At 70.4% G+C, this 12,648-nt stretch carries 15 protein-coding genes; 4 read left to right on the top strand and 11 right to left on the bottom strand.

The genetic code is table 11. The features are described from left to right. Positions 1 to 158 precede the first annotated feature (158 nt). Positions 159 to 1,619 carry an NF041680 family putative transposase gene (locus tag CRP55_RS06670; RefSeq protein ID WP_097318634.1) on the bottom strand — a complete coding sequence of 487 codons (1,461 nt, stop codon included), beginning with the start codon at positions 1,617 to 1,619 and terminating at the stop codon, positions 159 to 161. A 113-nt stretch (positions 1,620 to 1,732) separates the two neighbouring features. Beyond that, positions 1,733 to 2,548 carry an inositol monophosphatase family protein gene (locus tag CRP55_RS06665; RefSeq protein WP_245922814.1) on the bottom strand — a complete coding sequence of 272 codons (816 nt, stop codon included), beginning with the start codon at positions 2,546 to 2,548 and terminating at the stop codon, positions 1,733 to 1,735. A gap of 217 nt (positions 2,549 to 2,765) precedes the next feature. Here CRP55_RS06665 and CRP55_RS06660 point away from each other — a divergent pair, with 217 nt between their 5' ends. After that, the gene (locus CRP55_RS06660; RefSeq protein WP_245922813.1) at positions 2,766 to 4,355 is read left to right on the top strand and encodes an RNA polymerase sigma factor; all 1,590 of its coding nucleotides are present in this window, start codon (positions 2,766 to 2,768) and stop codon (positions 4,353 to 4,355) included. A gap of 242 nt (positions 4,356 to 4,597) precedes the next feature. After that, positions 4,598 to 4,837: a DUF7455 domain-containing protein gene (locus tag CRP55_RS06655; RefSeq protein ID WP_097318633.1), complete on the top strand. Its 240-nt coding sequence runs from the start codon at positions 4,598 to 4,600 to the stop codon at positions 4,835 to 4,837. 96 nt (positions 4,838 to 4,933) lie between these two features. Here CRP55_RS06655 and CRP55_RS06650 read toward each other — a convergent pair whose 3' ends face one another. The 5 genes from CRP55_RS06650 to CRP55_RS06630 all read right to left on the bottom strand — a co-directional run bounded on the left by CRP55_RS06650 (position 4,934) and on the right by CRP55_RS06630 (position 8,381). Next, a complete protein-coding gene (locus tag CRP55_RS06650; protein WP_245922812.1) occupies positions 4,934 to 5,173 on the bottom strand; it encodes a helix-turn-helix transcriptional regulator in 240 nt (79 codons plus the stop codon). 20 nt (positions 5,174 to 5,193) lie between these two features. Then, on the bottom strand, positions 5,194 to 5,685 hold the full coding sequence (locus CRP55_RS06645) for a hypothetical protein (RefSeq protein ID WP_097318631.1): 492 nt from the start codon (positions 5,683 to 5,685) through the stop codon (positions 5,194 to 5,196). Between the two features lie 48 nt (positions 5,686 to 5,733). Further along, entirely contained in the window at positions 5,734 to 7,464 is a 1,731-nt protein-coding gene (locus CRP55_RS06640; protein WP_097318630.1) for a DEAD/DEAH box helicase, read from the bottom strand. 93 nt (positions 7,465 to 7,557) lie between these two features. Next, positions 7,558 to 8,196 carry a trimeric intracellular cation channel family protein gene (locus CRP55_RS06635; protein ID WP_097318629.1) on the bottom strand — a complete coding sequence of 213 codons (639 nt, stop codon included), beginning with the start codon at positions 8,194 to 8,196 and terminating at the stop codon, positions 7,558 to 7,560. Next, complete coding sequence (locus tag CRP55_RS06630; protein WP_097318628.1) at positions 8,163 to 8,381, bottom strand: DUF3039 domain-containing protein; 219 nt, start codon at positions 8,379 to 8,381, stop codon at positions 8,163 to 8,165. Before CRP55_RS06630 ends, CRP55_RS06635 begins: the two co-directional genes overlap by 34 nt. 129 nt (positions 8,382 to 8,510) lie before the next feature. Between CRP55_RS06630 and CRP55_RS06625 the strand changes: the two genes are divergently transcribed. Then, positions 8,511 to 9,458 (top strand): pseudouridine-5'-phosphate glycosidase, encoded by a 948-nt coding sequence (locus CRP55_RS06625; protein ID WP_097318627.1) that lies wholly within the window; start codon positions 8,511 to 8,513, stop codon positions 9,456 to 9,458. After that, entirely contained in the window at positions 9,455 to 10,339 is an 885-nt protein-coding gene (locus tag CRP55_RS06620) for a carbohydrate kinase family protein (protein WP_097318626.1), read from the top strand. The genes CRP55_RS06625 and CRP55_RS06620 overlap by 4 nt, the downstream gene beginning before the upstream one ends. Here the strand turns inward: CRP55_RS06620 and CRP55_RS06615 are convergent. The 4 genes from CRP55_RS06615 to CRP55_RS06600 form a co-directional block, all read right to left on the bottom strand. After that, complete coding sequence (locus CRP55_RS06615; protein WP_097318625.1) at positions 10,321 to 10,716, bottom strand: DUF3099 domain-containing protein; 396 nt, start codon at positions 10,714 to 10,716, stop codon at positions 10,321 to 10,323. The two genes, CRP55_RS06620 and CRP55_RS06615, sit on opposite strands and share 19 nt — an antisense overlap. A gap of 75 nt (positions 10,717 to 10,791) precedes the next feature. Continuing rightward, entirely contained in the window at positions 10,792 to 11,319 is a 528-nt protein-coding gene (locus CRP55_RS06610; RefSeq protein ID WP_245922811.1) for a GAF domain-containing protein, read from the bottom strand. After that, the gene (locus CRP55_RS06605) at positions 11,316 to 11,579 is read right to left on the bottom strand and encodes a hypothetical protein (RefSeq protein ID WP_097318623.1); all 264 of its coding nucleotides are present in this window, start codon (positions 11,577 to 11,579) and stop codon (positions 11,316 to 11,318) included. Before CRP55_RS06605 ends, CRP55_RS06610 begins: the two co-directional genes overlap by 4 nt. Positions 11,580 to 11,602: 23 nt before the next feature. Then, complete coding sequence (locus tag CRP55_RS06600; protein WP_097318622.1) at positions 11,603 to 12,643, bottom strand: methyl-accepting chemotaxis protein; 1,041 nt, start codon at positions 12,641 to 12,643, stop codon at positions 11,603 to 11,605. Positions 12,644 to 12,648: the final 5 nt, after the last annotated feature.

Here is a 12,648-nt window from a genome sequence, read left to right as displayed (position 1 = left end):
TCAAGCGAGTGCGAGGCGAGGTCCAGGTGGTGGCTGGCGTCGGGCGCGGCGCGCCGGCATCCCGGTGCTGGATGTCGGTGTGTCGCGGCTGCCGTCAGGCGCCGCCTGGGCCACGCCGCAGCCCCGCTTGATCGGCAGGACAGGCCCTAGCTTGATTTTTAACCGGTGCGGCGTGGGCGGGGAGTGGTTGATTTCTTCGGTTTTTTGTTGCTGTTGGCGGGTTTCGTGCTGGTGACGGTGTGGACGTCGTGGCGGGTCGTGGGGTGGGTGTTGCGGCGGCCGGGTGGCCGTCCGGGTCCTGGCTGGGAGGGTTTCGGCGCGGCGGCGGGAGTGCCTGCTTTGCCGCGTAGGTGCCGAAACCCGCGCCGGACTCGGGCGGGTGTGAGTCGTTCGGGTGGGGCGGGGCGTTCCCAGGGCCGGCGTAGGTCCGCGACGGCGGTGCGGGCGAGCCGTAGTTGGGTGTAGGCGGCCAGCACGAGCCAGGTCCAGCGGTCTGCGGCGGCGGGGTTGCGTAGTTTCGGGCTGGTCCAGCCGAGGGTCTGCTTGAGCATGCGGAAGGTGTGCTCGATATCGAAGCGGCGCAGGAATGCTTGCCAGAGCAGGTCGGTGTCGGTGGCGCTGGCTTGCGGATGCGACCACCACAGCCAGACCGGTTTCGCGGTGGCGCCTGACGGCAGCCGGTCGACGGTCAGCAGGACTACGGTGCCTTCGATGATCGGCAGGACGCCGATGTGGGTGGTCCAGGCGGTGCGATGGGTCAATCGTGGGTGCAGCCGGTTCCAGGATCGTGCGGTCGCCATGCCGTAAAGCCGGGTGTCGGTGATGGTGGCCGCGTCGGGTTCTCCCCAGCTGGCCGGGTCACCGAAGATGAACTCGCCGCCGTGTCGTGGTGGACGGCCGTTGCCCGCAGGCTGGGACGGTGCGCGTCGGCGCAGAACTCGGTCGGAGCGCATCCGCACCAGCATCGCCACCGGCAGGTCGGCGAGCAGGAACGCCAACCGGGGACCGTCGTAGCCGGCGTCGGCAACGATCCAGATGTCCTTGTCGCCCGGCTGCCACTGCCCGGCCGTGATCAGCCGTTGCACCACCTCCCGCAGCTGAGCGGCGGTGACGGTGGCGGCGTCGTCGCCGGGGCCGAGCCGGCGCACGTCCAGCGGCGCGGTCCACGAACTGCGACCGGTCTCCAAGGCGGTGACCAGTGAATACGGCCAGCCCGGGATCATCATGTGGGTATCCTTGCCACGCCCGTAGGTGTGGCAAAGCATCCGCTGCGGGCTGGTGTGTGCTTCCGGCCGCAGCCAGCAGGTGACATCCACCGCCAGCACGATGCGTCCGTCCGCGGCCCGCGGGACCGGCACCCCGGCGACCGCCGTCTTGAGGGCTTCGACGTCAATGCGGCCCCGGTTCAGCGCCGCATACAACGAGCCGTGACCACGCCGATGTTCACCCGCCAGGGACAGCTCGACCAGCGACCGCACCGGCGCGTCTCCGCACAACAAGGCGTCGGTGAGCTCGAACAACGCGTCCGAGCGAGCGGTCAGACTCCGATGGAACTCTCGCCGGAACCCGGCCAGCCGCCCGAGCGTCCCGCCCGGATCGACGTCATGCACACTGATCACCAGACAGCCCTTGATTTTGATCTTCTTCCCTAGACAAGAGGAATGATCGATCAAGGGCTGTCGCCATGATCAGCCGGGGTCGATATCTTCCCAGCCGCAGGTTAAAGCTCAAGCTAGGCTCCACCCGCCGCGTCAAGCCCCACCAGCAGGTCGTGCAGGTCATTGAAGATCGCTGGTGGGGCCGCCACGACCATGTCGAGGCCCGGGCGCGCCCCTTGCAGGCCGGCCACGACGGCGCCCGCCTCCCGGGCGATCAGGCCGCCCGCGGCGTGGTCCCACGGGTTCAGGCCCTTCTCGTAGTACGCGTCCAGGGTGCCCTCGGCGACCGCGCACAGGTCGAGGGCCGCCGCGCCGAACCGCCGGATGTCACGCACCCGGGTGATCAGACCGGCCAGCACCCGGCCCTGATGGGCCCGCCGGCGCGCGTCGTAGCCGAAGCCGGTGCCGACCAGCGCCTGGCTCAGCTCGGCCGGTCCCGTAACTTTCAGGCGTCGATCGCCGCGGTAGGCGCCGCCGCCGCGGGTGGCCGTCCACTCGTCCCCGGTGGCCGCGTTGATCACGATTCCGGCAACAATCTCGCCGCCCGCCTCGGCCGCGAGGGAGACCGCGTACTGCGGGAGCCCGTACAGATAGTTCACGGTGCCGTCGATCGGGTCGAGAATCCACCGGACGGAGCCCTCGCCGGCCGCGTCGCCGTACTCCTCACCGAGCACCCCGTCGCCCGGCCGCAACTCGCGCAGAGCCTCGATGACCTGGCGTTCCACCGCCTTGTCGGCCGCCGTGACCACGTCCGTGGCCGTACTCTTGGTCTCGACATCAAAGATCGCCTCGGCCCGGAGCCGCCGCGCCGTGGCGGCCGCGTCACGGGCCAGTCCCACCGCGATCTCCAGCAGAACGCCCGGTGTCGATGCCGACCGAAACTCGCTCACGTTTTCGCCCTTTCCGCCGATACCATTCTCGCGCCGGGTGTCTCCGGCGAGGTCGGCGGCCCCTGGCGGCGTGCTGCAACGGGAGGATCTCGCAGGACGGCGCTACAATTCATCCCTGCCTACCGCTTCGCGGACACCAAGACCATCGAGGTGCCGCGTCCCGGGGGTCCCCACACCAACACCGGCCAGCCTCCTCGCCGTGCGCTGTGCTGGGCTCATGGCCGTGCTCAACCTCATCGCCTCCGGAAGGTCTTTCGTGACAGAAGCCCACCAGAACGGTGCCGACGTTCGTTCTCTCACCGAGGCCCTGATCGCTCATGCCCAGGGCGCGGGCGGGCAAATCACGTCGGCCGAGGTCGCGCGAACGCTCGAGTCCGCCGGGGTGAATCCGGCTCAGGCCAAGAAGATTCTTCGCGGTCTCGTCGACGCGGCCATCACGGTCGTCGTCGACGGCTCGGCCAGCACCCGCCGCAAGGTCTCCGCGGCCCGCGCCGCGACCCCCGCCTCCAAGGCCACCACGGCCAAGGCCGCCCCGGCCCGCAAGGCGCCGGCCCCGGCCCCGAAGCAGGCGGCCGCCGCCGCCGGCGCGGCCGACCCGGCCGGCGCGCCCGCCAAGAAGGCCGCCGCCGCCAAGAAGGCCGCTCCGGCCAAGGCGGTGCCCGGCAAGAAGGCGGCTCCCGGCAAGCCCGGCGAGGACGGCCCCGAGGGCGAGATCGATCCCGAGGAGCTCGCCGCCGAGATCGAGGACGTCGTCGTCGAGGAGCCGGCCGCCATGGTCGCGGCCGCCGCGTCCGACGCCGCCAGCTCGGCCACCGACGGCGACTTCGAGTGGGACGACGAGGAGTCCGAGGCGCTCAAGCAGGCGCGCCGCGACGCCGAGCTCACCGCCTCGGCCGACTCCGTCCGCGCCTACCTCAAGCAGATCGGCAAGGTCCCCCTGCTCAACGCCGAGCAGGAGGTCGAGCTGGCCAAGCGCATCGAGGCCGGCCTCTACGCCGCCGAGCGCCTGCGCGCCTGCGACGAGGGCGAGGAGAAGCTCGAGCGCAACATGGAGCGCGACCTGCGCTGGATCGGCCGCGACGGCGAGCGCGCCAAGAACCACCTGCTCGAGGCGAACCTCCGGCTCGTGGTCTCGCTGGCCAAGCGCTACACCGGCCGGGGCATGGCCTTCCTCGACCTGATCCAGGAAGGCAACCTGGGCCTGATCCGCGCGGTCGAGAAGTTCGACTACACCAAGGGCTACAAGTTCTCGACGTACGCGACGTGGTGGATCCGCCAGGCGATCACCCGCGCCATGGCCGACCAGGCCCGCACCATCCGCATCCCGGTGCACATGGTCGAGGTCATCAACAAGCTCGGCCGCATCCAGCGTGAGCTGCTCCAGGACCTGGGCCGTGAGCCCACCCCGGAGGAGCTGGCCAAGGAAATGGACATCACGCCGGAGAAGGTGCTGGAGATCCAGCAGTACGCGCGTGAGCCCATCTCGCTCGACCAGACGATCGGCGACGAGGGCGACAGCCAGCTCGGCGACTTCATCGAGGACTCCGAGGCGGTCGTCGCGGTCGACGCGGTCTCCTTCTCCCTGCTGCAGGACCAGCTCCAGCAGGTGCTGCAGACGCTCTCCGAGCGCGAGGCGGGTGTCGTGCGGCTGCGCTTCGGCCTGACCGACGGCCAGCCGCGCACGCTGGACGAGATCGGCCAGGTGTACGGGGTCACCCGTGAGCGGATTCGTCAGATCGAGTCGAAGACGATGTCGAAATTGCGACACCCGTCCCGCTCACAGGTTCTCAGGGATTACCTGGACTAAGGGCACTAAGTCAACAGCGCGTGTCCAAATGGTCACCACCCGTACATCAACGGGTGGTGATCAGACCGTTGTGCAGAAGTGATCGTTGACGTGGCACCCTTGGATCACGGCACACTTAGCCCAGCACGTGTGACCTCGGTCCCCCCGGGGCACAGTGGGAAGGCCGCAACGGTGCAGGGTGTTGCACGATGTGAGCAGTAGCCGAGGAACGTGTTCATCGGTTCGATCAGAGGAGGAAGGCGATGACCCCGACTCTCACGCCGCCGGCGGATAGTTTGGCCGGCACCGCAGCCGATGAACGGTGCGACCGCTGCAATGCAGCCGGAAAGCTCCGTTTGACCCTGGCTGGTGGCGGTGAGCTGGTGTTCTGCGGACACCACGCCAACCGGTACGCCGAAGACCTGGTGAAGATCGCAGTGCAGTACGCGGCCGATCCGGAGTTCACGTGGCGCGGCGCCGACATGATGTCTAACTCCAACTAAAAGAGCCGATCCCCCCGAACGACTCTACGAAGGGGCGCCCACGGTGTGGGGCGCCCCTTCTCATGCTCGCCCTCAGAGCCCGCTGACGCCTCGGCATCACGCCGGGGTGGGTACGGGCACCTCCTCGCCCCACAAGCGCTCCACGGACGTGTTGAGCGCCTTGGCGACCTTCAAGGCGAGGTACACCGAAGGGGCGTAGTCGCCCGTTTCCATCGCGATGATGGTCTGACGGCTCACCTGGACGGCCACGGCGAGCCCCTGCTGGGTCAGGCCGGCCCCTTTGCGGGCGGCCTTGATGCGTGTGCCGGCGGCGCCGCCCTCCTCCGGCGCGCGCACCGGACCGGATGGTGGCGCCATCAGTCCTCGTCCCCGGCCAGAGCCAGAGCCGCCTCACGGCGCCGCCGGCGGCGGGTCTCGATGAGCTGGGCCACCGCGGTCGCCACCGCGCCGAAGGCCCCACCGAACGCCGCGCCGCGCCACATGGCCCCCTCAGGGTCATAGACGTAGAGCGAGCCGATCAGGAACAGCGCGGCCGGGGCGCCGTTCACGACCGTCAGGAACAGCCGCTTGGCGCTCCAGGAGCGGGGCGTGGTGTCGACCCGGCGGTGGCGCACATAAAGCGTGCTGAGCATCATCGGGACATAGAGCAGGACCAGCACGACCGCGAGCGGCAGGACCGCCGGCTTGCCCAGCGGCCAGACCATGATGGCCGCGGCCCACGGGATCGCCAGCCACTGCAGCGAGGCGGCCGTGGCGATGCCCTCATACCACCGGTAGCGCTCACGCTCGTCGCCGTAGAGATCGCCGTCGAGATCGAGATTCCAGTGCACGACTCTGTCGAGAAGCATGTGCCCATTCTCGTGTTAAGTCCTCTTGACGTCAAGAGAACTTAACACTCAGAGAGTCTGGATCGTGGCGATGCGCTCCTCGAGCTGCTCGATCGTGGCCTGGGCGCTCGGCGGCCCTCCGCACAGGCGGCGCAGCTCGGCGTGGATCTTGCCGTGCGGCAGGTTGGTGCGGTGGTGGTGGGCGGCGACCAGGGTGTTGAGCTGGCGGCGCAGGCTGTTGCGGCGCTCCCCCGCCGTCATCACCGGCGGGGCCTCGCGCTGGGCCGGCACCGGCTCCGCCACCTTCTGCTTCTCGACGCGCTGGCGGGCCGCCAGCTGCTCCGACTGCCTCTTGTTCAGCAGCATCGACACCTCGTCCGGTGTCAGCAGGCCCGGCAGGCCCAGATAGTCCGCTTCTTCCGCCGTTCCCGTCTGTGCGCCCATGCCGAACGACGCGCCGTCGTAGATGACCTGGTCGAGCTCGGCCGTGGCGCCCAGCGCCTCGAACTGCTTCTCCAGCTCGCCTTCCGCGTTCTCCTCGCGCTGGGCCCGTTCGAGCAGGTCGTCGTCGAGCCCGTCCTTCTCCTTGCGGGCGCCCAGGATGTGGTCGCGCTGGGCTTCCATCTCGCTGGCCAGCCCGAGCAGGTGGGGCACGCTCGGCAGGAACACCGTCGCCGTCTCCCCGGGGCGCCGGGCCCGCACGAAGCGGCCGATGGCCTGCGCGAAATAGAGCGGCGTGGACGCGCTCGTCGCGTAGACGCCCACGGCCAGGCGGGGGATGTCGACGCCCTCGGACACCATCCGGACCGCGACCATCCAGCGCTGCTCCGAGGCGGCGAACGTCGCGATCCGGCCCGACGCGCCCTCGTCGTCGGAGAGCACGACCGTGGCCTGCTCGCCGCTGATCTCGCCGATCAGTTTCGCGTACGCCCGGGCGGTCTGCTGGTCGCTCGCGATGATCAGGCCGCCGGCGTCGGACATGCCGTGCTCGCGCAGCTTGGTCAGGCGGGCGTCGGCCGCGCGCAGCACCTGCGGCATCCAGTCGCCGCGGTGGTCCAGCGCCGTACGCCAGGCCTGGGCGATCAGGTCTTTGGTCATCGGCTCGCCGAGGCGGGCCGCCAGCTCGTCGCCCGCGTTCGTGCGCCAGCGGGTCTCTCCGGAGTACGCCATGAAGAGCACCGGCCGGACGACCCGGTCCTTCAGCGCGTCGGCATAGCCGTAGATCGAGTCGGCCCGCGACCGCTGCAGCCCGTCGTCGCCGCGTTCGTACTGCACGAACGGGATCGGGTTCTCGTCGGAGCGGAACGGCGTCCCGGTGAGCATCAGACGGCGTACGGCCGGCTCGAAAGCGTTTTTGACCCCGTCGCCCCAGCTCCGGGAGTCGCCCGCGTGGTGGATCTCGTCGAGGATGACCAGGGTCTGCCGGGTCATGGTGCGACGGCGGTGTACCGCGGGGGCCATGCCGACCTGGGCGTACGTGAGGACCGCGCCGTGGAAGTCGGCCGAGGAGTGGATCTCGGAGTTGCGGAACTGGTGGTCGAGCTGGATGCCGACCCGGGCCGCGGCGGACGCCCACTGGGCCTTCAGGTGCTCGGTGGGGCAGACCACGGTGACCGCCTCGACCGTGCCGTCGGCGAGCAGCTCGGCCGCGATGCGCAGCGCGAACGTGGTCTTGCCGGCGCCCGGCGTGGCCACCGCCATGAAGTCGTCGCTGCGGCGGCGAAGGTAGGTCACCAGGGCCTTGCGCTGCCAGTCACGCAGGTCGGGGAAGGTTTCCAGTTTCGGCAGTGGCGGGCTCAAAGCTCGAACGGTCCCCTCGTAAAAACAACGAACCCCCGGTTGTGAGAGCCGGAGGCGGCAACCAGCATAGCCGCGGACGGCACCCCGCGCCGGTTACGGCGCAGCGACCGGAGCCGACCAGCGGCGGTACAGCGCGACGAGCCGGACACCCGTGATGAGCAGGGCGGTCGCGGCCAGCGTCCACAGGGAATCCAGGGACAGCCCCCGGAGAATCGTGACAATAATCGCGCCGGCCAGGGCCACGACGGCGTAGATGTCCCGCCGGAGGACGACAGGGACCTCGCCGGTCAGCAGGTCGCGGGCGAGCCCGCCGCCGATGGCGGTGAGCATGCCGATCAGGCAGGAGCCGACGGGCGGCACGCCGGCGTCGAGCGCCTTGAGCGTGCCGGTCACCGTGAACAGGCCGAGGCCGGCCGCGTCCAGGACGAGGACGGGCCGGCGCAGCTTGGACAGCTGTGGGTGGAACCAGAACACGCCGAGGGCGGCCACCACCGCGGTGACCGCGTACCGCCAGTCGGCGAACGCGAGCGGCGGCACCGCGCCGATGACCAGATCGCGCACGATGCCGCCGCCGAGCGCGGCGATGAAGCCGACGAAAGCGACGCCGAACAGGTCGAGCCGCTTGATCACCCCGGCCGAGGCGCCGGACGCCGCGAAGACCGCGACGCCGACGAGGTCGGCACCGAGCAGGCCCTCGTTCAGCGAGTCATCGCTTCGTAGATCTCCTTGCACTGAGGGCACACCGGCGAGCCGGGCTTCGGCGACTTGGTCACCGGAAACTTCTCGCCGCACAGCGCGACCACGAACGTGCCCATCACGGCACTTTCGGCGATCTTCTCTTTACGTACGTAGTGGAACATCTCCGGCCCGGTGTCGGCGTCCTTGGTCTCCGGACGCTCCAGGATCTGAGTGCTCACGTGAAATCTGCCCTTCGGTTGTGTCGCCGCCGGTCCCCCCGGCCTCGACGGCGAAAACAAAGCTCCAACCCGCAAGTGTGACAGCTACCTCGGGACCGGTCCAATGATCAAAGCCGTACGGTAGGTGGCGTGACTGACTTCGCGATTCGATACGGCGAGCACGTGACCCGTGCCCGCCGGGACGGCCGGCCGGTGGTCGCGCTGGAGAGCACCATCATCTCGCACGGACTGCCGCACCCGGACAACCTCCGCGTGGCCCGCGAGATCGAGCAGACCGTGCGTGACCAGGGCGCCGTTCCCGCCACCATCGGCATGATCGGCGGCGAGCTGATCGTCGGCCTGGACGACGCCCAGGTCGAGCACCTGGCGCTGGCCCAGGGCGTGGCCAAGCTGTCCGTGCGTGACCTGGCCGTGGCCGCGGCAACCCGGGCCGACGGCGCCACCACGGTCGCCGCGACCAGCGCGGTCGCCGCCGCCGCGGGCATCGGCGTCTTCGCCACCGGCGGCCTCGGCGGCGTGCACCGCGAGGCGAACGTCACCTTCGACGAGTCGGCCGACCTGACCACCCTGTCGCAGACGCCGATCGTGGTGGTCTGCGCGGGCGTGAAGTCGATCCTCGACGTGGGCGCCACGCTGGAGCGCCTGGAGACCCTCGGCGTCGCCGTGGCCGGCTACAGGACCAAGCGCTTCCCGGGCTTCTTCATCACCGACGGCGGCTTCGACATCGACTGGCAGCTCGACTCCCCCGAGCAGGTCGCCGACGTCATCCGGGCCCGCTCCGACCAGGGTGTCGGCGCCGGCGCGCTGATCCTGGCCAATCCGCTGCCGGTCGACGAGCAGCTCGACACCGGGTTGCACGACCGCACCCTGGCCGAGGGCCTGGAGCTGCTGGCCCGCGACCACATCACCGGCAAGGCGGTCACCCCGTTCCTGCTGGGGCACTTCCACGAGAGCACCGAGGGTCAGAGCCTGGCCGTCAACGTGCGGATCATCCTGCGCAACGCCGAACTGGCCGCGAGGATCGCGGTCGCGACCGCCGGGGCGCCGGCACCGTTGGGCTTCGCGGTCGACGCATGATCGTCGTCGTCGGCGACCTGGTCACCGACGTGCTGGTGGCGCACGAGGGACCGATCGAGCACGGGTCGGACACCCACGCGGCGATCACCGTGAACGGTGGGGGCCAGGCCGCGAACACGGCGGCCTGGCTGGCCCACGCCGGCCGGGAGGTGACCCTGGTGGCCGCGGTCGGCGACGATCCGGCCGGGCGTGAACGGGTGGCCGAGCTGACGGCGGCCGGTGTGCGGTGCGCGGTGCGGGCCCATCCGGGCGCCGTCACCGGCAGCGTCGTGGTGCTGGCCGGCCCGCACGAACGGACGATGATCACGGATCGGGGCGCGGCGCTGCTGCTCGGCCCCGAAGACGTGCGGTCCGCGATGAAGGGCGCCTCCCACCTGCATCTCTCGGGCTATCCCCTGCTGCACGAGGGGTCTCGCCCGGCGGGTCTGGCCGCTCTGGAGAAGGCCGGCGGCCTGACGACCAGCGTCGACGCGGCCTCGGCGGCGCCGTTGCGGTCGGTCGGTGCTTCCGCTTTCCTTGCCTGGGTACGAGACGTCGACGTGCTGCTCTGCAACGCCGACGAGGCGGACGTGCTGGCCGGGCCCGGTCCGGCGGCCGAGCAGGCGGTACGGCTGACGGCGCACGTGCGCAACGCGGTCGTGAAGCAGGGTGCGGCCGGGGCCACCTGGGCTTCCCGGGACGGGAACGTGGTCTCGGTGGCCCCTGATCGCGTACGCCGAATGAAAGATCCGACCGGCGCCGGTGACGCCTTCGCGGCCGGCCTGCTCGCGGCCTGGTGTGCCGGCGCGGCGCCGGAGGCGTCGCTGACGGCCGGCGCCGAGCTGGGCGCCGAGGCCGTCGGGCAGATCGGCGCCCGGCCGCGTCAGCCCTTGTCGCCCTGACGCGGCTCGGACGGGACCCAGTGGCCGTCGGCGGTGGGTTCGACGTCGATGGTCAGGTATTCGACGTCCTCGGGAGTGTGCTGAGGCAGGGTGGCCTGCTGTTTCGCGGCGAGCGCGGAGGCGGCCCGCTCGGCCTTGCTCTTGGCCGGGCGGTCGTTGGCGATGAGCACGGCCGCCCAGGGCAGGAAGACCATGCCGGCCGCGCAGAGGACAAGCCACAGTCCGAGCAGCGGCGGGCGGATGCTGACCAGGATCGCGCCGAGGATGAGGCAGAGCGCCCGGACGGTCATCATGGTGACGTAGCGGACCTGACGGCTGCGGTATTGCTCGTCGGGGCTGCGGGCGGCGTCGGTGATCAGAACCGGCTGTTTCTTCACGATGGGGTCTCCGATCGACCCCCCATCATGGCACCGATCCCCGGCCGTCGCCCAGGGACCCCGCAGAGATCGCGCTCAACCGCCGGCGGCGACCCTCGATTCAATCCGGTCGATGACCTCGGTCGCCAGGCTCTCCATCATCGCGATCGCCTCCGCCGGGAAGTCACGCGGGACCACGTCCACTGCGCACAGTCCGCCGATGACGTGTCCCCGATGCGAGATCAAAGGCACTCCGATGTACGCCCGGGCGCCCTCGACCTTCACCAGCCGGGTGTCCCGCCACATCGGGTCCTCCGACAGATCACGCACGATCCGGGGCTGCCGGACGGTGAGGAACGGACGGCAGAACGCCCACTCGATCGGGGTGCCACCGGCCTCGGCGATCCAGGGCGGCAACGGGCCGTGGCCGGCCAGGAACACCTGAGCGCCGTCGAGCAGCACGTCGATCAGGGCGAACGGCGCGCCGAGGCGCCCGGCGAGCTGGTCGACGATGTCCTGGAGGTAGGGCCGCGGCTCCTCGTGGTCGAGCCCGAGGCGGGCCACGTCGAGGAGGCGATCGTGTGGGGCGAACGCGACGCGCGGCCGCTCTTCGAGAAGCATCATGGCTGTCCTCCTGTCGGTGATAGTGCGTCGTAGGTGATGGCGCGGACCTTCAGCGAGCGGCCGGCGACCCGCACCAGGTCACCGGTGATCATCATGTGCTCGGCGACCTGGCGCAGGTCGCTGACCGACTCGACCGGTCGGCGCAGGCCGAGCGCGCGGACCGTGAGATCCCACATCCCGGCCGCGGTCTCGTCCCCGACGAGCTCGGCGAGGGCCCGCAGGGCGTCGGCCTCGGTCGGCCGCTCGGTGTTCGGCGCCATGTGACGTCCCCTTCGCGCTCTGCCTAGAAAAGCTCGATCACTGGTGTGTCGTCGGCGGCCGCCGCGACGCCGGCCTTCTCGCCGTGCGTCACCCGCTGCCGGGACATCACATGCCGGCTGCGCAGCTCGTCGACCGAGATCGTCCGCGCGATCAGCGCGTCGGCCGGCACGCCGCCCTCGGCGTACCCGATGGTGTCCTCCACCTGGCGTTTCACTTGGCTGACGGCGTCTGCTACATGTTCCAGCATCTGACGGCTGATGTCCTGGAACTGGACATGCCCGACGGCGCCGGTGGTCTCGACGGTGAGCGCGTCCGAGCTCTGCCGCACCTGCAGGGCGGCGTCCACGGTGTCGTGCAGGATGCCGGCCACCATCTCCGACATCTCCCGCTGGGCCTGGGCGATGCCGCTGAGGCGGCGGGTCATCGCCGTGTCCTCGGCCGACAGGTCAGTCTTGACGTTCTCGTCGAAGTTGCTGTCGTCGGTGAGCACCGCGTCGAGGCGGGCGGTCAGGTCGGCGATCGTCGTGCCGATGCCGCTGGCCGCCTGGGCCGACCGGGTGGCGAGCTTGCGCACCTCGTCCGCCACGACCGCGAAGCCCTCGCCCGCGTCGCCCGCCCGGACCGCCTCGATCATGGCGTTCAGGGCGAGGATGTTCGTCGCCTTGCTGACCTCCTCGATCTGGGTCACGTGCTTCTTGAGCCCGCGCATCTCGTCCACCAGCGCGCGCACCTGCTCGTCGCGGAAGAGGAAGTAGCGGACCAGCCGGTCGACGAGCTGAGCGTTGGAGTCGCCGGCCTGGGCCAGCTGGTCCTCGGTGCGGTCCAGGGTGCCGGCGAGGCGGACCACGTCGCCCGCCATCACCTCGGCCAGCGAGTCGATCTTCAGCATCTGCCGCACGATCGCCTCCGCGGCCTCCCCGGTCTGCTCGATCACGTCGTGCAGATGCGCGTCGACGATCTGGCAGAACTCGGGGACGGGCCGCAGGGAGCCGGCGACGACGTCAGCCCGCACGGCCGCCTCCGGCGTGGACGGCACCGCCTGTCGGCGGAGTAGGCCGGCCATCGAAA

The sequence above is a fragment of the Paractinoplanes atraurantiacus genome, from assembly GCF_900215205.1.
GTDB classification, from domain to species: domain Bacteria; phylum Actinomycetota; class Actinomycetes; order Mycobacteriales; family Micromonosporaceae; genus Actinoplanes; species Actinoplanes atraurantiacus.
Note: the sequence above shows the minus strand (reverse complement) of the source record. Positions and strands in the feature narration are given on the sequence as shown.